The organism is Syntrophales bacterium, from assembly GCA_030655775.1.
Classification (GTDB): domain Bacteria; phylum Desulfobacterota; class Syntrophia; order Syntrophales; family JADFWA01; genus JAUSPI01.
Map to the genome: position 1 here is coordinate 1 of JAUSPI010000072.1, position 21,235 is coordinate 21,235.

15 protein-coding genes are annotated in these 21,235 nt (G+C 43.3%); 5 read left to right on the forward strand and 10 right to left on the reverse strand.

The annotated features are described in order from the left end of the window. Positions 1-8 precede the first annotated feature (8 nt). A complete protein-coding gene (locus tag Q7J27_03620; protein ID MDO9528228.1) occupies positions 9-2,678 on the reverse strand; it encodes a hypothetical protein in 2,670 nt (889 codons plus the stop codon). Between the two features lie 138 nt (positions 2,679-2,816). On the opposite strand from Q7J27_03620, the gene dprA reads away from it, so the two are divergent. The 3 genes from dprA (at position 2,817) to trmFO (ending at position 7,627) form a co-directional block, all read left to right on the forward strand. After that, positions 2,817-3,944, forward strand: a complete 1,128-nt coding sequence (gene dprA / locus Q7J27_03625; protein MDO9528229.1) for a DNA-processing protein DprA — start codon at positions 2,817-2,819, stop codon at positions 3,942-3,944. Between the two features lie 2 nt (positions 3,945-3,946). Continuing rightward, positions 3,947-6,181: a type I DNA topoisomerase gene (gene topA / locus Q7J27_03630; protein ID MDO9528230.1), complete on the forward strand. Its 2,235-nt coding sequence runs from the start codon at positions 3,947-3,949 to the stop codon at positions 6,179-6,181. A 114-nt stretch (positions 6,182-6,295) separates the two neighbouring features. Next, positions 6,296-7,627: a methylenetetrahydrofolate--tRNA-(uracil(54)-C(5))-methyltransferase (FADH(2)-oxidizing) TrmFO gene (gene trmFO, locus Q7J27_03635; protein MDO9528231.1), complete on the forward strand. Its 1,332-nt coding sequence runs from the start codon at positions 6,296-6,298 to the stop codon at positions 7,625-7,627. A gap of 24 nt (positions 7,628-7,651) precedes the next feature. Here the strand turns inward: trmFO and Q7J27_03640 are convergent, their stop codons facing one another. The 5 genes from Q7J27_03640 to Q7J27_03660 form a co-directional block, all read right to left on the reverse strand. Next, complete coding sequence (locus tag Q7J27_03640; GenBank protein MDO9528232.1) at positions 7,652-8,416, reverse strand: type III pantothenate kinase; 765 nt, start codon at positions 8,414-8,416, stop codon at positions 7,652-7,654. Positions 8,417-8,418: 2 nt separating this feature from the next. Beyond that, positions 8,419-9,207: a biotin--[acetyl-CoA-carboxylase] ligase gene (locus tag Q7J27_03645; GenBank protein MDO9528233.1), complete on the reverse strand. Its 789-nt coding sequence runs from the start codon at positions 9,205-9,207 to the stop codon at positions 8,419-8,421. A gap of 222 nt (positions 9,208-9,429) precedes the next feature. Further along, on the reverse strand, positions 9,430-10,266 hold the full coding sequence (gene nadC, locus Q7J27_03650) for a carboxylating nicotinate-nucleotide diphosphorylase (GenBank protein MDO9528234.1): 837 nt from the start codon (positions 10,264-10,266) through the stop codon (positions 9,430-9,432). A 147-nt stretch (positions 10,267-10,413) separates the two neighbouring features. Further along, positions 10,414-13,077: a valine--tRNA ligase gene (locus Q7J27_03655; protein MDO9528235.1), complete on the reverse strand. Its 2,664-nt coding sequence runs from the start codon at positions 13,075-13,077 to the stop codon at positions 10,414-10,416. A gap of 165 nt (positions 13,078-13,242) precedes the next feature. Continuing rightward, a complete protein-coding gene (locus Q7J27_03660; GenBank protein MDO9528236.1) occupies positions 13,243-14,412 on the reverse strand; it encodes a hypothetical protein in 1,170 nt (389 codons plus the stop codon). 484 nt (positions 14,413-14,896) lie between these two features. On the opposite strand from Q7J27_03660, the gene Q7J27_03665 reads away from it, so the two are divergent. Continuing rightward, positions 14,897-15,361, forward strand: a complete 465-nt coding sequence (locus tag Q7J27_03665; GenBank protein ID MDO9528237.1) for a universal stress protein — start codon at positions 14,897-14,899, stop codon at positions 15,359-15,361. Between the two features lie 129 nt (positions 15,362-15,490). After that, the gene (locus tag Q7J27_03670) at positions 15,491-16,045 is read left to right on the forward strand and encodes a GAF domain-containing protein (GenBank protein ID MDO9528238.1); all 555 of its coding nucleotides are present in this window, start codon (positions 15,491-15,493) and stop codon (positions 16,043-16,045) included. Between the two features lie 148 nt (positions 16,046-16,193). On the opposite strand, the gene miaA is transcribed toward Q7J27_03670, so the two are convergent. From miaA to Q7J27_03690, 4 genes are all read right to left on the reverse strand, one after another. After that, on the reverse strand, positions 16,194-17,123 hold the full coding sequence (gene miaA, locus Q7J27_03675) for a tRNA (adenosine(37)-N6)-dimethylallyltransferase MiaA (protein MDO9528239.1): 930 nt from the start codon (positions 17,121-17,123) through the stop codon (positions 16,194-16,196). Between the two features lie 9 nt (positions 17,124-17,132). Then, entirely contained in the window at positions 17,133-18,986 is a 1,854-nt protein-coding gene (gene mutL / locus Q7J27_03680; protein MDO9528240.1) for a DNA mismatch repair endonuclease MutL, read from the reverse strand. A 202-nt stretch (positions 18,987-19,188) separates the two neighbouring features. Further along, on the reverse strand, positions 19,189-20,121 hold the full coding sequence (locus tag Q7J27_03685; GenBank protein MDO9528241.1) for a hypothetical protein: 933 nt from the start codon (positions 20,119-20,121) through the stop codon (positions 19,189-19,191). Between the two features lie 434 nt (positions 20,122-20,555). After that, a partial coding sequence (locus Q7J27_03690; GenBank protein ID MDO9528242.1) for a hypothetical protein occupies positions 20,556-21,235 on the reverse strand: 680 nt, incomplete at its 5' end.

Genomic DNA, 21,235 nt, shown 5'->3' on the forward strand with positions numbered 1-21,235 from the left:
TCGGGTACTTATCTCACATAACCGGCTATTCCATCATACTTATAGCCCCTTCTGGAGCATCCTTCTCCTTTTGGATCGGTTGTATAAAAGTAAACTCCGGAAGAGAGATTGAACCAGCGATACAGCTCCTTTGTTCTTGAAAGCTTGGTCGTTGCGATGTTCCCTATCGATTCTTCCAAAACGTATCCTGTTAGGGATTTCCCCTTCCCTTCTCTATCGACAGAATAAAAGTGGCTTTTCTTCGATGAGTTGTGCCATCTGAAGAACTCTGTTGTTCCCGGTGCATCCTTACTGAAAAGTCTGAAGGCAATCCCCTGTTTTTTATATCCCTTCAGGACATCGAGACCTTCAATCTGAGGATCTGCCGTAAACAGACAATCGGACTCCCTTACATAACGATAAATATCTATGATTTCCGAAGCTTTATGCTCAGAAACCTGAAGTGTTACTTCAACAACTTCCGTCCCCCCGTTAGAGCTGAACAGTATATTCTCGCTATAATATCCCGGCTTCAATCCCCGGGAGTTGATCATAACATTGACATAATCTGTTTCACTGGTTGTCGTACCTATATCAGGAAAGATTTCTATCCAGTCATAATTCCCCTTAATAATATTGCTGCTGTAAACCCTCACACCTTCAATTACCACACGTCCTTCTTCACTTACAAGTTTCAGGACATGCGGTCCATCTTCAAGGCCTTCCACCACCAAAAATTCTGTTCTTTCATTTTTCTCGGAATAACAATCAATCTCTTTCATCAATTCATCGTCAACATACGTTGTCAGATATCCTCCTTCAAAATCTTTCCAGATAAACAGAGCAATACCTGTTCCTGAAAATTTATATTTTAATATATCTTCTTCACCATAACTGTAAGGATATCCTCTATCTTCAGACCACACGCCGGAAATATCAACTGAATCCTTCAAATGTCCCGGAACCGCATATTTTTCACTATCACGAACATTCGGATTTAAAAGTGAAACATATCGTCCCTTTTTCAGGGGCACACCGGCAAAAGTTCTACGGTTTCCCTGTAGTCTCGCCTTCCATTTCAGGACATCTCTGCCTTCGTTCGTTAGTTCGACCCTCTTGACCAGATGTTTGCCGGACGCGACAACACCTGAATCTATCCCTAGCGGTCCCACTTTTATGGATGGAACCGATTTTACCTGTGTAACCTCAAATCTCAGGAAAATGCGTCTTACTCCACCATCAGAAGACAACGTTATCATCTCTCTATATGTTCCGATTGGGAGATTCTTTACATAGGTCACGAAATTGCCTTCAGATTCGAGTCTCAACTGAACGGGATATAGAGAAGACGCATCTTCTTCAGGTTCCTCCCAGTCCTCTTTACCCTCTTTTTTTAAAGAACTCAGATAAGCCCTGATATGGCCGGAAGTATTACGCACAATACCGGACAGACCCTCTTCACCGCTCAGAGACCATTCGGAAAGTCCCTCAATGTACCAACCGAGAAATCCCGAACCAAAATTTTTCAAAGAAAAAGTGCCCTTAGAACTTTCTCCAGGACCGATTGCACCAAGGTCTATCTCTCTGGGAGAAACGGCCAGCACCGGGCGGGAGATACCTTCTTCAACCTCTACCAGTGCAATATCACTTACTATATCTCCCCTGATCTTTTTGATTTCTGTCTTACCTGTCTTTCTCGCAACAAAAACAGGCTTACCATACAAAAACTTCCCGACAGAAGGGTCGGAAATCACCCATCGGCCATCTAAAGACTCCGACAAATCCGTCTTGCTTCCATCAGACCAGACTCCTGCTGCCCTGAATTTCCTACTCTGCCCTGCTCTCACCTTGATAGAAACTGGAGTGATGGTTATATATTGAAGGGAAACCACTTTCATGGAAATCTCAATTTCCTGTCTTTCCGCATCAGATATCACAAAAATTTTTCCTTTATACTCCCCATCTGTAAGACCAAGTGTATATGCCGTGATGGTAATGGTATCGGCAGCGTTTCTTCTGGTTAACCCGTCCTGCAGCTCTCTCCTCTCTGCCATCCAGGCCGTATAAGAAAGCTGTCCAACTTTCGGTGGGAAGTAATCTATCTTCCCGTCACCATTCATATCAACGGGCTTAGGCATATTTTTCATCGATGTCTTCCGCCACAGGTCATAAGCTTCCCGAGAAAGATCGCTGTTTACTACTAACCACGAAGTACTGCTTCTGATCTCCCACTTAAGATCTCCTCTGCCGATATTCTTGACCGTTACGGTAAACTCTTTACTCCTGTCCTTTTCGATATTTCCAAGAGCTACCTTAAGGGGCAGGACTTTTAATACGGGCCGGGTTGCGGGCTCTATATGAACCCTGAGGCTGCTGCTTCTAATTCTGCTCAAACTTGCAAAGACAAGAGTGCTCCCCACTGCCCCTCCGACAAGTACCCCCTTATCAGCAAACCGCCCTACCCTATCATTTACTGATATCCACTCCGCTTCATCAGTGATATCCCTTTCCGTACCGTCTGAATACTGACCAATCACCCTGAAAGAACACTTTGAACCTACTTCGAGAAGCGTTGTTCCCCCTTCAAGTCTTATCTCATTCAATATTATGCCCGTTGTCGTTTCACTTCCTTCAACAATCCTGACCGAAACACTGACAACCAACAAAATCAGAAAGAAAATGCAAACACGTCTAAACATTACTACCCCTTTATTGCTGCAGCCCCATATCTCGGTTTTAAACTTCAACTCGGAACTCGAATTTCTAACCCAAAAACGTAAAGAACGCAAAGATTTTTATTGACACTCGCCAATTATCCGATATATCTTCCCTGCGAAATGGAAAGCGATATTAAATACTGGATTGCCTTAAAGCTCATTGATGGCGTTGGAAATGTGGGATTTAAAAACTTAATTGAGGTCTTCGGTTCTCCCGAAAACGCACTCAATGCGCCGACTGACGCTCTCAAGGCTATTTCAGGCATCACCAGAAAGACAGCTCTCAACATCAAGGGCTTTAATGACTGGCAGAAAGTAGACAAAGAGCTCGAACTGGCTGACAAAACAAAAGTTTCGATAATAACGGCCGACAATTCTTTATATCCCAAAAGTCTTCTTAATATATATGATTTTCCACCATTTCTCTATGTTAAAGGAACGCTGAGAGAAGATGACATAAATGTTGCTGTTATCGGTTCCAGAATGGCCACCACCTACGGTAAATTTTCCACGCAGCGACTCTGTCAAGAACTTGCCCTGCGCGGAATTACCATTGTCAGCGGGATGGCCAGGGGAATAGATTCAGCAGCACACACAGGGGCACTCACCGGAAAGGGGAGAACAATAGCTGTTTTAGGGTGCGGTATTGATATAGTTTACCCACTGGAAAATAAAAAGCTCCTTGAAAAAATCTGCGAGAACGGGGCTGTTATTACTGAATTCCCTTTCTCCACTCCACCCAGCGGGGCAAATTTTCCGGCAAGAAACAGAATCATAAGCGGTATGTCTCTCGGTGTCGTTGTCATAGAGGCTGGCGACAAGAGCGGTTCCCTGATAACCGCCAGGCTCGCATTAGAGCAGGGAAGAGAGGTATTTGCGGTGCCGGGAAGCATTGATTCACCCGGTTCCAGGGGAACTCATAAACTGATAAGAGAGGGCGCAAAACTCATCGAGAGCGTTCACGATATTCTGGAAGAGATAACACCGCAGATTGAAGGCTCAAAGTTAAAAGACAAAGTCAAAGGGAACAGGGAAAGTCCAGGCATTATCAAACCGAAAAACATGAAAAATTTGAATGATACACAGCGCACCGTGTTAAAATCTATCTCCGGAAAACCTGTAAATGTAGACACGATAATCGCCGGAACGGGATTTAAAGCCGGTGACATTTTAAATGTCCTCTTAGCTCTGGAGCTCGAAGGATACATTGAACAAATGCCCGGAAAAATATTTAAACTGAAAGGATAGCTATGCCGGATAAGCTTATAATTGTTGAATCACCAACCAAGGTCAAGACGATCAAGAAATATCTCGGGTCCGATTTCGACGTTCGGGCTTCTGTGGGACACGTAAAAGACCTCCCTCCCAAAACACTGGGCATAGATATCGAAAATGATTTTGAAATAACTTACAATGTCATAGAAAAGAAAAAAAAAGTAGTCTCCGAATTGAAAAAAGCAGCAAAGAACGCAAGCGACATATTTCTTGCCCCAGATCCTGACAGAGAAGGAGAGGCCATAGCCTGGCATATAGCCGAGGAGATAGATACTAAGAATAAAAATATCTATCGTGTTCTCTTTAACGACCTGACCAAAAACACTGTACTCAAAGCAATCAAGAATCCCCTGAAACTCGATTACGACAAATATGAAGCACAGAAGACACGGCGTGTACTGGACAGGCTTGTCGGATACCAGATCAGCCCGATATTATGGGAAAAGGTAAAATGGGGGCTTTCCGCAGGGCGCGTTCAATCAGTAGCGGTAAGGATGATATGTGACAGGGAAGAAGAGATACTAAAGTTTGTGCCGGAAGAGTACTGGAATATTACCGCACTGTTAGAGGGTTCAAATCTACCCCAGTTCGAAGCACGCCTTATAAAGGTCAGCGCAAAAAAGGCAAAAGTAGAAAATGAAGCACAGGCAAATGCAATACTGAAAGATCTTGAATCAGCTCCCTTTGTCGTAAGCAAAATAGAAAAGAAGGAAACCAAAAGACAATCCCCTCCCCCATTTACAACAAGCAAACTTCAGCAGGAAGCATCAAGGAGGCTCAATTTTACGGCAAAGAAGACGATGAGTGTCGCCCAGAGATTATACGAGGGCATAGAACTCGGGAAAGAGGGGCCCGTAGGTCTTATTACATACATGAGGACCGACTCTTTTCGCATATCGGCGGAAGCTATCGCCGAGGCGAGAGCTTATATAGATGAGAATTACGGTAAAGACTTTCTTCCAGCAAAGCCGAGAATCTTTAAGTCTCCACGGAAGTCCCAAGATGCCCACGAGGCGATAAGGCCCGCATCGATGCTCCACAAACCGAAGGATATTAAACAGTATTTAAGCAATGACCAGTTTCGTCTCTATCAGCTCATCTGGAACCGTTTTGTGGCGAGTCAAATGAATCCTGCGATTTTTGACCAGACAACCATTGACATATCTGCAGGAAATTACCTCTTCAGGGCACAAGGGGCCGTTATGAAATTCGCCGGATTCACCGTTGTTTATACTGAAACCAAAGACGACGCAGACGATGAAAACGGCTCCGGCAAGATTCTTCCCGAGGTTCGGGAGGATGAACTCCTGTCGCTTCTCTCTCTCACACCGGAGCAAAAGTTCACCCAGCCGCCACCAAGGTTTTCAGAGGCCACGCTCGTCAGGGAGCTTGAAGAAAATGGGATAGGAAGACCATCGACCTATGCAGCCATATTGAGCACCATTCAGGAGAGAGACTATGTCAGGCTGGAAAACAGAAGATTTCACCCAACTGAACTTGGAGTTCTGGTCACAGAACTCCTGGTAAAAAACTTTCCAAAGATATTGGACATTGACTTTACCGCATCCCTGGAAAATCAACTGGATATGATAGAAGAAGGAAAGTTAACGAGGATTGAAACCCTGCGGGATTTTTACACCCCCTTTGAGAAAGACCTGAAAAAAGCCAAAACCGAGATGAGAAATGTAAAGAAGGAAGAGACACCAACCGATATCATCTGCGATAAATGCGAAGGCCCTATGGTCATAAAATGGGGTAGATTCGGCAGGTTTCTGAAATGTACCAGTTGCGACAACACAACCAATTTCACCAAGGATGAAAAGGGAAAGATCAACCAGACGGAAGCACAAGCAACCGATACTGTCTGTAGCGAATGCGGCAAAAAAATGATTATAAAAGAGGGCAGATTCGGCAGGTTTCTTGGGTGTCCCGGCTACCCTGAGTGCAAAAATACCATGCCGATAAGTGTAGGAGTTATGTGTCCGGAAGAAGGGTGCACAGGGTACCTCTCTGAAAAACGGTCGAAAAAGGGAAAGATATTTTTCAGTTGCTCAAACTATCCGGACTGCACCTATGCCCTCTGGGACAAACCTATACCAGAAAAATGCCCCCAGTGCGGAGCCCAGTTTATTGTCGAAAAATATAGTCGAGGTAAAGGATATTTTAAGACATGCCTCGACAAGGATTGCGGGTATAACGAGAAGAAGTAAGTAGGGGCGGGTTTTATACCCGACCGTAAATGGTGCTATCGCATGGGTCGGGTTTTACACCCGACCGTTTCGGTGGCAGGTAAAATACCACCCCACTGACTGGATAATAGAAACTTGAAACTTGAAACTTTAGACTCGAAACCCGTAATTATAATAGGTGGCGGGCTTGCAGGATGCGAGGCCGCATGGCAATTATTGAAAAGGGGGCTTGATGTTCTGCTCTACGAAATGAAGCCCGGGGTATATTCGCCCGCCCATAAATCACCACTCCTCGCCGAGCTTGTCTGCAGCAACTCGCTCCGTTCCAATATCACACGAAACGCAGTAGGTCTTCTCAAGGAAGAGATGCGTATATTGGATTCTATTATTATTGAGTCAGCCGATGCTACCGCCGTACCGGCAGGCAAGGCACTCGCTGTAGACAGGACGTTTTTCTCACAATATGTCGAGCAAAAGCTAAATGAATGCAAAAGACTGAAAATCAACCGGAAAGAAATTACGGCAATTCCCGGAGATTCCCCAGTTATTATTGCAAGCGGACCCCTTACTTCCGAATCACTGGCGAAGAGCATTTCAGAAATGACCGGCTGTGAACATCTCCATTTCTATGATGCAATTTCACCTATAATAGACGGAGATTCAATCGATCACACACTGGTATTCAGGGCATCAAGATACGACAATGGCGATGGTGACTACCTGAACTGTCCCCTTACCAGAAGCGAATATGAACGGTTTTGTAAGGCACTTACAGAAGGCAAGGAGGTGCCCCTTAGAAACTTTGAAGATTTGAAGTACTTTGAGGGATGTCTTCCGATTGAGGTAATGGCAAAGAGAGGGGAAAACACTCTTGCCTTTGGACCAATGAAGCCCGTAGGTTTGATAAATCCCAAAACAGGGGAACAGCCTTATGCCGCTGTCCAGCTACGCCAGGAAAACAGGGAAGGCACTCTCTTCAACATGGTGGGATTCCAGACAAAATTGACCTGGCCGGAACAGAAACGGATATTCAGGATGATACCCGGCTTAAAAGAAGCGGAATTTGCGAGATATGGAAGCATTCACCGAAACACCTTTATAAACTCCCCTGCCCTGCTCAAAAATACCCTCCAGTTCCGGTCAAATGATAATATCTTCTTTGCCGGACAGATTACCGGTGTTGAGGGCTATGCAGAATCTGCGGCCATGGGTCTTATCGCGGGAATAAATATGTACCGTTATCTTAAGGAAAAAGGGTTAGCCGCCGTCCCGCCAAAGACAACGGCCATTGGTGCTCTCCTCCATTATATTTCAGATGCCGGCATCAAAGCTTTTCAGCCTATGAATGTAAATTTTGGTCTTTTTTCTCCACTTTCCAAGAGGGTGCCTAAAAAAGAGAGAGGGGAATGTTTTGCAGCACAAGCACTTTCGGATTTGAAAAAATGGAAAGAAGAAATAGAACTATAAAAAGGCAGGTTTCATTCAAGCTTTTCACCTGTTCCTTGAATAGATTATTTTGAGTCCTTCAAGAGTAAGCATTTCATCGACTACCTCTATACTCTTCGTTTCAGGAGCTATTATTTCTGCGAGTCCCCCTGTTGCCACAACGAAAGGATTCGATTTAACTTCATCCTTTATACGATCCACTATCCCATCCACAAGACCCGCATAACCGAACATGATACCGGCCTGCATGCTGCTCACCGTATCTTTAGCAATGACGGATTTAGGCCTGATGAACTCTACCCTGGGAAGCCTTGAAGCTTCTTTAAAAAGAGCTTCACTTGATATAAGTATGCCCGGTGCTATACAGCCTCCCATATATTCACCCTTTTCCGAAATATAATCGAAAGTGGTAGCGGTACCAAAATCCACGATTATCAGCTCTCTCTTGAATTTCTCATAAGCGGCAACGGCATTTACTATCCTGTCCGCACCTACTTCCCTTGGATTATCATAAAAGATCGGCATTCCTGTCTTGATCCCCGGCCCAACAATCAGCGGGTCTACATTAAAATATTTTTGACAAAGCGGCTTCAAAATATTCAACATGGGTGGAACAACACAAGAAATTATAATGCTGTCAATTGATTTTAAATCGACATCGCTTGTTCTGCATAAATTGAGCATCCTCATTCCGTATTCATCAACTGTATGGTAAACAACCGTTCTTATTCTCCAGTCATGCAAGAGTCTTTCCCCATCATACAAACCAAGCACTGTATTTGTATTACCAACATCAATAACCAAAAGCATACTCAATTCTCCACCAAAGAAACATCACCTGCTATTACGCGTTTTATCTTCTCCTTTTCATCAAAAATAAGGAGCGCACCATACTCATCAATACCGACCGCTTTCCCTGCTTGAATATCATCTCTTAAAACAACCTTGATGTCTTTCCCAATAATTCCGGCATATTTTGTCCATTCGTCTCTTATCGGACCGAATCCCTCGGATAAAAATCTTTTATACCACTTTTCCAGGGAACCATACAATCTTATTGTAAAATCGAAACGGGAAATATCTCTTCCCACCTCTTCAATCAAGGAGGTGGAATTATCTCTAAACTCCTTATGAAAATCCTCCTTTTTTATCCTGACATTAATGCCGATTCCAACTATGACAAAATCAACTTTTCCACTGGAAGTCTTCATTTCCGTGAGAATACCGCATATTTTCTTTCCACCTATCTGAACATCATTCGGCCATTTTAATGTAACATCTTCCGGGCAATATTCAGACAGAAACCCAGCCACTGCAACACCGGCTACGAGAGTTATCTGGGGGGCCATTGCAGTTTCTACCGAAGGCCTCAATATAATTGAAGTATATATGTTACTCCCAGGAGGGGACTGCCATACCCTGTCCATACGCCCCTTCCCTTTCGTCTGACAGTCCGCAATGACAACCGTACCCTCCGGGGCACCAGCCACTGCAAGTCTGGAGGCATATATATTTGTGGAATCGACCTCTTTTAAAAAGTGTACCCTGTTCCCTATAAGCCTTCCTGAAAGACGGTTTGCAAGATCATGTTCATTAAGCATAGGTTTTAGTTCAAAGTTCAAAGTTCAAAGTTTCGAGTTCAAAGTTTGATAGTCTCGTAAAAAGTCATAAACTGCACCATTTGTCGTCCTGAACTCGTTTCAGGATCTCGCTTGTTTCAGCATCTAATTATCTCAGTAAGTTAGAGACCCTGAATGATCCTGAAACAAGTTCAGGACATGATTTTGGGTGACAAAAAAAGACTTTTTACGAACTTGTCAACTTTAGACTTTCAACTTCAAACTTATGTCAGATGATGGTGCTGAATGGGTAAGCGCTCCTATAGATATAAAATCCACTCCGGTCTCAGCAATCTTTTTTACGTTGGATAGGGTGATATTTCCTGAAGCCTCAACCAAAACTCTCCCTTTTATAAAGGAAACGGCTTTCTTCATCTCCTCTACTTCCATATTATCGAGCATTATGACGTCTACTCCTGCAGATAACGCCTCTTCAACTTCTCTCAAATTCTTTACCTCAATTTCTATCTTCAAGGTATGAGGAACACCCTTATTTACCATCTCAACAGCAGCAATAATACCGCCGGCGGCATCAATATGGTTGTCCTTTATCAAAATACCGTCATAGAGGCCGAATCTATGGTTAAAGCCGCCGCCAATCATTACGGCATATTTCTCCAGGACCCTCAAACCGGGCGTTGTTTTTCTTGTATCTAAAATCTTTGCACCGGTTCCCCTGATCTCATCTACATATCTTCGCGTCAGAGTGGCAATCCCGCACATTCTTTGAAGAAAATTTAGCGCTACTCTCTCCGCAGTGAGGATATTTCCCAGGTTTCCTGACATCTCCGTGAGTACGTCCCCAGTTTTAACAAGCTCACCATCTTCAACTCTATCTGTAAATTCAACTTCTTCTTCTGAAAATAAAAAGACCTCTTTAAAAATTCCAATTCCCGCTACAACCATATCCTCCTTCGCCACGACGCGGGCATTACCAACTTCCCTTCCCGACAGGACAGCCGAGGTGGTTACATCACCGGAGCCTATATCTTCCTTAAGAGCCGACTGTATCAGCTTGTGTATGATATGTTTCTGGAGCATTTTGCAAGAGTGAGTAAAATTGAAAGTTAAAAGTGAGCTAAAGTTAAAATACACGTCTTTGGCGTGGTCAATTTCAAACAGGTTACGCTGAAAGCGCATTCTTTAACTTTAGGCACTTTAGTTCACTTTAGGCACTTTAAGCTTTTATTATGCCTCTATCTTCTTAAGCCTTTTAATGGCCGCTTCGAGCACGGCATATTTCTCGTTAAGCTCCTTGAATTTTGCTTCTTCCTTATTTATAGCTGCCTCTGCAGCCTTCTCTTTAAAATCACGATTGGCAAGCTTTTTAGAAATAACAGTGAGGTTTTTTGTAATTTTGGCAATTTCCTTTTCGAGCCTTGCTTTCTCTGCCGCTATATCTATCGCTCCTTCCAGTAATACAAATACCCTCAAAGAACCTGCAACACCTGTTGCGGCACCTTTCGGTTCCTCAATCTCACCACAAACGGTTAATTCCTCCAGATTGGCCAAATCGACAATGTAATCCCTTCCAGAAGTCACCACGGACTCCATCTCTTTATCGGGAACCGAAACGATCACTTTTAATTTTTTTGATGGGGGAATAATCATCTCGCCTCTTATGTTTCTGATACTGGTAATTACATCCATGATAATCCCCATCTCTTTTTCCGCATCCTCATCACGAAGGTCATCATCCACTGCTGGGAATTTGCTTATCATAATAGAATCTCCATCACCCCCGAGTTTCTGCCATATTTCCTCGGTCACAAATGGCATAAAGGGATGAAGAAGCCTTATGGAAGCTTTTAAAACGAGAAGAAGAGTCTGCTGAGCGGCAAGTCTTTTTGCCGAGGCATCATTATTGCCATACAGAACAGGCTTTATCAGCTCAAGATACCAATCACACAGCTCGTGCCAAACAAAGTTATATATGCTGTGGGCGGCATCATTAAACCTGTATTCATCTAAATTTTTTGTCACATCTCCTGCGGTCTTATTAAATCTGTCTTTAATCCAACGGTCACAAAGCGAATAATCATCTTTTCGAGGTTCAACACCTCCTGCCGGATAATCCTCAAGACTCATCATGGAAAACCTTGTGGCATTCCATATCTTGGTAACAAAATGCCGGTAGCCTTCGATACGTTCCTCCGACATCTTCACATCCCTCCCCTGAGTCGTGAATGCCGCGAGTGTAAATCTGAAGGCATCAGTTCCATATTTTTCTATCATTTCAAGAGGATCTATTATATTCCCCCTCGATTTGCTCATCTTGTGTCCTTCTTCATCACGAACAAGTGCGTGGAGATATACATAATCAAAGGGAACTTCTTTCATTACATAAAGTCCCATCATCATCATCCTCGCTACCCAGAAAAAGAGGATATCAAACCCGGTAATAAGAAGGGATGTGGGATAAAACGTCTTCAAGGCATCTGTGTTGTCCGGCCACCCAAGGGTTGAAAAAGGCCAGAGTGCGGAACTGAACCATGTATCCAGAACATCTTCCTCCTGCCTGAGTGAGTTCCCTTTACACTCAGGACAGCTGTCTGGATCCTCCACCGAAGCAATTACGCTCCCGCAATCCTCACAATACCAGACAGGTATTCTGTGACCCCACCATATCTGTCTGGAAATACACCAGTCACGAATATTCTCCATCCAGTCAAAATAAGTTCCTTCCCACAAGGATGGAACTATCCTGGTTTTACCTTTGACAACAGCCGCGGAAGCAGCCCTGGCAAGCGGTTTTACCTTTACAAACCACTGTCTGGAAACTGTCGGCTCTATAGCAGTTCTACATCTGTAGCAGTGCCCTACATTGTGGACATAGGATTCCTTGCCGACCAGATAACCGCCTTTTTCGAGGTCCCGAACAACATTTTTCCTGCACTCATCGCGATCCTGCCCCCGATAAATACCCCCGTTCTCATTAATTACAGCGCTTTCATCCATTATCTTGATAATCTCAAGCCCGTGTCTTTCAGCCATTGCAAAGTCATTTGGATCGCAGGCGGGTGTTATTTTCACTGCTCCGGAACCAAACTCCTTTGACACATAATCATCGGCGATAACAGGTATTTTTCTATTAACCAGGGGAAGGATAACTTCTCTTCCGATCATATCTTTGTATCTTTCATCATGAGGGTTAACTGCAACCGCCGTATCTCCCAGCATAGTTTCCGGACGCGTCGTGGCCACAACAATATCCCCCTCACCATCGGCAAAGGGGTATCTGATATCCCACAGTCCACCCTCTTCTTCTTTATATTCAACCTCGAGGTCTGATATAGCCGTATGGCACCTTGGACACCAGTTGACAATATAATCTCCCTGATAGATAAGACCATCATTATAGAGTCTTACAAAACTCTCTCTTACAGCCCTCGTCAACCCTTCATCCATAGTAAAACGTTCCCTTGACCAGTCGCAGGAACACCCGAGTCTCTTGAGCTGGTTTATAATAACTCCCCCATATTTATCCTTCCACTCCCATACCCTTTCAATAAACTTTTCCCTGCCGAGGTCATGCCTTGTAATCCCCTCACTCGCCAGTTCCTGTTCAACGACATTCTGTGTGGCGATCCCCGCATGATCCATACCCGGCATCCACAGGGCATTATACCCCTGCATCCTCTTATACCGGACAACAATATCCTGTAGAACATTATTCAACGCATGCCCCATATGAAGCATTCCGGTCACGTTCGGCGGTGGTATAACGATTGAAAAAGGTTTTTTTTCGCTTTTATCATCCGCCCTGAAATAATTATTATCAAGCCAGTACTTATACCACTTTGCTTCAACTCCATGAGGTTCATAAGTTTTACTCAACAACTTTTCTTCCATCTCTCGTCTCCGTAAGAAAATACAATTTACTAAAACCGACCTTAAAGGAAACCCCCCTTTACCCTTCCCTTTTTTTAGCAGAGAGGATAGAGGGGGATTTTATGGGGATTGAGAATCATCGAATGATTCTCAATTTAACAGCATCAGCGATAACCTTTTACACTCTTAGAAAAATTTCAACTGTTCCTTTATCTTCCTGATGACTAAAAGGGCATCCACACCTGAGACCGAACCCAGCGGGGCAAACTCGCCGGTAGTAAAGTCTTTTGCCTGCATAATGCCCCTTGAGGTAACAACCATGACGGCATTAAAATAAGGAAGATCAGATCTTAAATCCGGAAACGGGGAAGCGCTCCCGATAAATTTAGTCGCCAGATCCTTCTCACCGGTAACCTTGATCAATATATCCTCGATCATCATTGCATAGTTAGCCCTGGTTATCAAATCATTCGGATGGAAAGCATCATCAGGATAGTTCTCCAGGCCACGGACACCTATCTCCAGAATACCTTCAATATCAGCCTTCAATGGATGCTCCGCAATATCCGTCGCTACAACCGCTTTCTCTTCCTTAGCCTTGAGCTTACCAAGATATTTGAAAGAAGTGTCAAAAGTTTTCTGTGATCTCCTATCATAAAGCACATCTATCTTCAATTCTTCCATGAACAGCGCCGCCACATCAGCCCTGGTAATACTCTCAACAATGGCAATTTTCTTTCCTGTAATTGTCCCCGGCATGGCTCTCTGTATCTTCTGGATTAATTTCCACTGGTTATCAGCTTCTCCTACATAACTGTCATTCAAGTCAAGCACCTTGCTGAACATCTTTCCAGCCAGGTCAAACTCCAGCCCTCCTTTATACGCAAGTCCCATAAAATAATAGGCAGCAGAAGACTTGGGATCGAGAGCAATAGCATATTTAAACTGTTCTTTGGCCCGTTCCAGCCAGTCTTTATTCTCCTTGCTCATCGTATATAGTCTTATTTTTCCAATATGAACAAAGACTTTTTCCTCATTTGTCTTTGCATGCCCCCACGCATTTTTCATTAAATCAAACGCATTTTCGAAGTCCCTTTTATAGGCTTTAGCCAATCCGAGACCCACATAAGCTTTAGAATACTTCGGATCAAGCTGTATGGCCAACTCAAACTCCCTCTCGGCATACTGGTACTTACCCTGATTCAGCAATTTCAGCCCCGTATAAGTATGGTGTTCGGGAGTATCAAGCTGGCTTAATGGTTTTCTTGGCTCCGGTGCACAGGAAAAAACAAAAGCACCTATGGCAATTATAGCTAATAAAACAAAGGATTTATGACATTTTAATTGGCGTATCATAGCTTCCCCCTCCTTCCTAAAGGTAAAAATGTTTTGAATAAGAGTTTGCCACGTAATTTATACGGTAGAAACCCATATTCTTAAAGCTCTCTTCGCATTAAAAAGATTGCCTCCAAGGCTGTTTTAATTTTTCTATACATTACAAATATATTTATACAATTTTGAAGTCAAGGAATTTTAACTTTTGACGGCTTCGCAAAATCACAAAATGACCCTGAAATGAATTCATAATATGCCTCATAGTGACAAAAAAGCTTTTACGAAACCGCTAATTTTGCAGCTATAAAACTAAGGATAGATGAACATGCATTTTACACTATTTACCTGTTTAAGCTAACTTTTTGTTGACAGTCCGCCCTAAAATATGATAATTTTATTGTCACTTCACCTACTACCCAAAGGAAGCAGATTTCACTTCTCTATTTCTAAGCGGTTTGATTATGGTGTTTAATTACTGAAACTAAAAAGGAGAAAGGGGGACAAGATGGCCAGTCAAAAAATATTATTACCTTATAACTTTACCAAATATGATGAAAAGGCTTTAGATTTTGTCATTCGCACTTTTGCTCATCGAAAGGATATTGAAATCACACTATTTAATGCCCATATATCCGTGCCGGCGATTGAGATGCAAGAATCTCCGGTTATGGAAAAAATGAGGGGTAATCTGATTTACCTTTCTCAGCAGGTTAAAGAGCAAGAAGCTGCTCTCGAGCAGACCAAGAATAAACTGCTGCAAAGCGGTTTTTCAGAACAACAGGTTCAATGTATCTTTAAGCCCAGATTGAAAGATGTTGCCAGCGAGATCATTAAGCTTGCCACGAAAGAACGCTTTGATTTAGTTGTCATGAATCACAAGCCGGGTGGAATTACAAAATTTTTCACCGGGAGTGTTCACGGCAAAGTTGTAGCTGCCTTAAAAGACACAACCGTTTGCATTGTTTCCTAACTGCCACTTTAGGAAAACTATACTTCGTGGTTCAGACCTCTCAAGTTAAAAGAGGGGTACCATTGAACGTGAATAATAAAATTTAACATAGTGGTTATTAATCCAATAGAACAAGCGAGGAGGGATTTCATGAGTATCCAAGAAAAAATAGATATAGATATATTTAAGGTAGTCATCAGGGCTATAGCAGAATCTGATGATCTGGAAATCATGGCTAACCGTATGATTCAACTATTAGTAGGAGCCTTGAATATTAAGGGTTGCACGATATTTGTCCTGAATTCCCAGACAAAAGAGCTTGAAGCTCTGGCCAGCTGTGGTTTGAGTATTAACTATGTAAACAAAGGGCCTGTTTTTATGGATAAAAGCCTTGGCGATACACTTAAAGGTGAACCTGTTATAGTAAGCGATATTACAAAGACAAGCGCCCTTCAGTACCCGGAAGACGCTAAGGAGGAGGGAATAAGAAGCATTGTTTCCATGCCTATCAAATTTTACGGTGAACCGATTGGCGCCTTACGGCTGTATCACCACGAGGTATGGGATATTTCAGATCGGGATATTGATTCTCTGCTGCTCTTTGCTGAGAACATCGGTCTCGCTATGAGGTATACTCAACTTCTTAATTCTCTACAATCAATAAAAGATACTATTAATGAGTCACCTTTAGACTTTGCAAGATAATTAGAAACCTGCAAACTTTTCGAAGACCATCGGGGACAGATTTTATTTTTTCGGGGAAGTTTGGGGAACATTTATTAAAAGCGGGGCATTTTCTAAAAGGCCCCGCTTTTAAATTTAGCGAACTGACATACTGAGAGAAGTTAAAGTATCACTTTAGGAAACTGTCAATTTTTGCTTTTGCGGCCTCAATATTTGCAGGGGTACTCCACTCAATATTCTTATCTGCTCTAAACCAGGTAAGCTGTCTTTTTGCATATTGTCTTGTGCTGCTTTTTATCATTTTTACCGCCTCTTCAATATCATGTACTCCCTTTATACAACTAACAACATGTCTATATCCGAAAGTCTGCATAGGTTTTAGGGTTTCATCATAACCCATTTTCAGAAGTTTCTCGACTTCTCCCACAAGCCCATCCGCCATCATTTTTTCGACTCTCCTGTTAATCTTTTCATACAGCAGAGCTCTATCGATCATAAATCCTGTCTTGATAAAATCATAGCGTTTGTCACCGAAGTGGTGATCACTGCGCTTTTTGACAATCGATTCGCCGCTGAGCTCCAAAACCTCAAGCGCTCTAATCGTTCTAAAAACATCATTCGGATGAATTTTCTCCGCAGCGGCCTCGTCTCTCTCCCTCAGCTTCTCATAGAGGTATCCTCTTCCATACTTTACCAGCTCTTTTCTATAGGCGCTTCGTAAATCCCTATCGGCCCCCGGCCCATTGAAGAGCCCTCCAATCAGGGCCTCAATATAAAGTCCCGTACCCCCTACGACAAATATGCTTTTATCTTCACTATTTAGCCTGTCAATTACTTCCCCTGCCTGACTCGTAAACATTGCCGCGTCAAACTCTTCGTCCGGGTCTACCACATCTATGAGATGGTGTTTTACAAAAGATTGTTCTTCGGAGGTTGGTTTTGCGGTACCGATATCCATATACCGGTAGACTTGCATGGAATCTGCACTGATAATCTCGCCACCGTATTCGCGGGCAAGCTTAATGGCAACTTCAGTCTTGCCGACACCTGTAGGGCCAAGAATAATGACAATGCGGGGTTTGTAGCCGGTAGAATTCATTGCGTTGCTTTATCTTCGCTTGAACATCTTTTCCAGATCGATGATGTTAAGCTGTATATAAGTTGGTCTTCCATGCGGACAGGTTGAGGCAAATGGAGTTGAATCAAGATCCTTACACAGATTTTCTACCTCCGATTCAGTCAGTTTGTGGTTTGCCTTTATAGCCCCTCGACAAGACAGGATTTTGAAGATTTCATCCTTTACTTCTTTAATCCTCCGGGATTTTCCCGTCTTTGAAATTTCCTCGACAACATCAAGAAGCAGTGCCTTGGGTTCAATGCCTATGGGCAAAGCTGCCGGAATAGATTTTATTACAACAGTACTTCCTCCATACGGCTCGACTTCTATGCCCACATCTTCCAGTACTCCAGATAATTCCATAAGCAAGGCAAAATCATGGTTAGGAAGACTAACAATCTCCGGAATCAATAAACTCTGACTTACAACCTTCTCGTCCATGGATACCTTTCTCAGCTTTTCAAACAGTACCCGTTCATGAGCGGCATGCTGATCCACCAAAACAATCCCGTCAGGAGAAGAAAAAACAAGGTAAGCAGCAGTGACCTGCCCCATATACTCGAGAGAAGAAAAAGGTAATTTCTTATCTTCAGAAATTTCCCATATCCCTGCATGCCCGGCGGTGGCGCTTTCATCTGATAATCCCCCCTCACCCCCCTCTACAAAAGGGGGGAACAAGAAGGAACTTTCCCCTGATAATTTTTCCCTGCCCCCCCTTTTGTAAAGGGGGGATGGGGGGATTTTGGTATCCGATGAAATCGTATACCTCTTTAGCGCCTCTCTGACCCTTCCCCTATATTCCTGAAGTGGTCTGCCATCTTTCTCTAATGTCTCCAATACAGGGGAGATACCGGCCAACACCTTCACAAGACTTTCAACTATGGTTTCATAGATTTCCCTCGGATTTCTAAAACGAACTTCCATCTTTGTCGGATGAACATTTACATCCACATCATCAGGGGAAAGATCAAGCAATAGTACTGCCGTTGGATATCTTCTTGTCTCAATCAGCCTCCTGTAAGAGGTCATAACGGCATGGTTTAAAAAACTATCTTTTATAAATCTTTTATTTACATAATAAAGCATTCTCCTTGTGTTCGACCTGGTAAAACGGGGGCTGGAAATAAATCCTTTCAGCCTGATATTCTTTTTTTCACCTTCCACATAGAGGACATTTCCGCTCAAATCCCTTCCTAAAACCAGAGGAATTCTCTCAGCCAGGTCTTTGGTCCGGGGAATATTTAAAATTGTCCTTCCATCTGCCACAACCTTTACCCTGACATCGGGATGCGGCAGAACCAGCTTCGTTATAACATCGACACAATGCCCCTGTTCAGTAGAATCCTTTTTTAGAAACTTTTTCCGAACGGGGACAGAATAAAATATATCGCTGACAGAAACAGATGTGCCAACCGGGCACCCCGTCTCCATAACATCTTTAAGCTCCCCACCCTCAACCATTACCCTGGTTCCGGACAAAGATTCCTTCCTTTTCGTTACCAGTTCGACCCTGGAAATTGATGCGATGCTGGGAAGAGCTTCTCCCCTGAAACCAAAAGATTTAACCTTATATATATCATCAAAACTATATATCTTACTCGTGGCATATCTTTCAAAGGCGCGGACAGCATCCTCAGGGCCTATTCCCTCTCCATTGTCAATGACCTTTATAGCTTCCTTTCCACCCTTTACAAGTTCAATGATGATATCTGTCGCACCAGCATCAAGAGAGTTTTCCACAAGCTCCTTCACGACCGACGAAGGCCTCTCCACCACTTCTCCTGCTGCTATTTTGTTAGTCAAATCCTCGGGTAAAACGACTATCTTTCCTTTGTCAGGATTCATCTACCTGTCCTTCCAGAATGTAGGATGGCATCAAATACAGAAGACCGCAACTACCTCATGTCCGGCAGTTGCGGTCAAATTGGAATCAGTTCACATTTTACAAATCAGTATACTACTATCATTGCTATTGTTACACGGACACACAATACCGGATCAAGGTCCGGCACATGGTTTGTCCATGCCACCATTTACGATACTCAAATCAATCCAGAACAACCATTACACGGCATTTCTTTAAGAAAGCAAGATTTTCAGCAACAGATTTGATCATCTGGGCATCCGCATTACTGATTACAATACTGGACCGGCCAGCACCAACGGTACGCAATCCTTTAACGGTAATCGGATCATTGGTAACCCGTGGATTGCTCTGAGCCGCCGTTAGTTCTCTGGCATAACCGCTCATGCCCTGCTGAACCGCAAATTCACGATCCACCTGCATGGAACCATAGACTTCCTGACCATTTTCATCAACAATCTTAGGTGACATGGCTGGCCGTGCCTGGATACCACGCGCGTCTATCACCAAACCAGTGTAAACTACCCCTTCCGGGGCTTTCTGTGCGGGAGGAGCAGTAGTAACTTCCTCTTTTGGGGGAATCGTCGAAACTTCATCTTTCGGCAGCATCACGACAGCCGGTTTTTCAGTCTTCTCAACCTCGATAACCCTGGGAAGGATTACCTGCATGAGGCCGCCACTCAGCGACATTCTCATGGTGATTTCAACCGTACCATCAGAAAGGTACTCTTTTTTGACTTCCTGAGCTCCCTTAACCAGTCCTGAAACTTCTGTTCTTACAACATCACTCTTTGTTGCAAAATCTTCAACATAAGTTACAGAAGTCACCCGTACTCCTTTTACTACTTCAAGCAATTTACGGTAGGCATCCAATTGTGCAGCCCTCAGTGCCATAGGACGCGCCTGGGGTTTCCCGTAGTACTTCTCAGGAGGTGCCCCTATGCCAACAGCCTCAACAACCCCTGTGGTCCAATTGACGTTTCCATTAACACCTATCTGCTCGACTAATTGTGTCCATTCTGCCGCTTTTACCGGATCTTGACAAAAACCCGCCGGGGCAAATAAAAAAACCATACCAACTATTAGACTGATTATTGCAATATACTTCTTCTTCATAGCATCCTCCTTTTACAGTCTCCCTCAATCTCTGGAAATGGACTGATATTTAACGGGATATATACCTTCTAAAATTGTTAACAACCAGCCAAAGCCCTCTTTCTTTCTTTTGTACCATACTTTAATAACAAAAAGTCAAGAATGTTTCAATAAAGTATTTTACCCCCAAAATAGACATTGACCCTTCCAACACAGTAGGACAGGCGTCCCGCCTGTCCATAATGGCGAATCGCCTAAACAGCCGAGACGGCTGTCCTACGGGATGGGGAAGACAGACTTTATTTTCAATGTCTATTTTGGGGGTTACAATAAGCGTTCCGTTTTTCAGGAAAAAACAGAGCTGATAGAAAAAGTGGCAGCGGTGTTTCAGTGGGGGTGAAAAAATATACTATCGGCCGGCAACGTATAATCAATGATGCGCTTTCACAGCATATTCATTTCTGATCTTTCAGGCTTGCTCGTTTAATGGCATCTGTTCCGAACTTGTCGGTTATGGTATCGATTGCCTCATCCACCTTTTCCCATTTGGAGATTTTTATATCATCACGTTCAAAGATGTCAATCTGTATCGGTTCTGCTTTGGAAACAAGGTTGGACGCTCCAACACCAATTAGCCTTACCTTCTTGGGCATCCTGTAGTTTTCAAGTAATTGAAAGGCTTCCCTGATAATAACTTCAGAAGATTGTGTCGGGTTTTTAATGGTAACGCTTCTGGTAATCTGTTTAAAATCTGAGTGTTTTATCTTAATGCTGATAGTTTTTGCCTTTACTTCCAATTTCCTAAGTTCTCTTCCGATTTTTTCCGCCTGCTTCAAGATATATTTCTTGAGCACCTGTTTGTCGTCAGTATCTTCGAGAAGAGTTTCTTCGGTACTTACAGATTTTGTCTCAGCAGTAGGTGTTACGACTGATCTGTCAAGGCCGTTTGCAAGTTCCATTAGCCTGTGGCCAAATTTACCGAACTTTTTTATAAGTATTTCTTCGGGGTATTTTTTCACATCACCGAGGGTCTTGATCCCCAGCAGTTGGAGTTTACCATGAGTATTCTTCCCAACACCAGGTACCTTATGAATCGGGAGGGTTTTTATAAACTGTTCGACGTTCTCCGGCACAA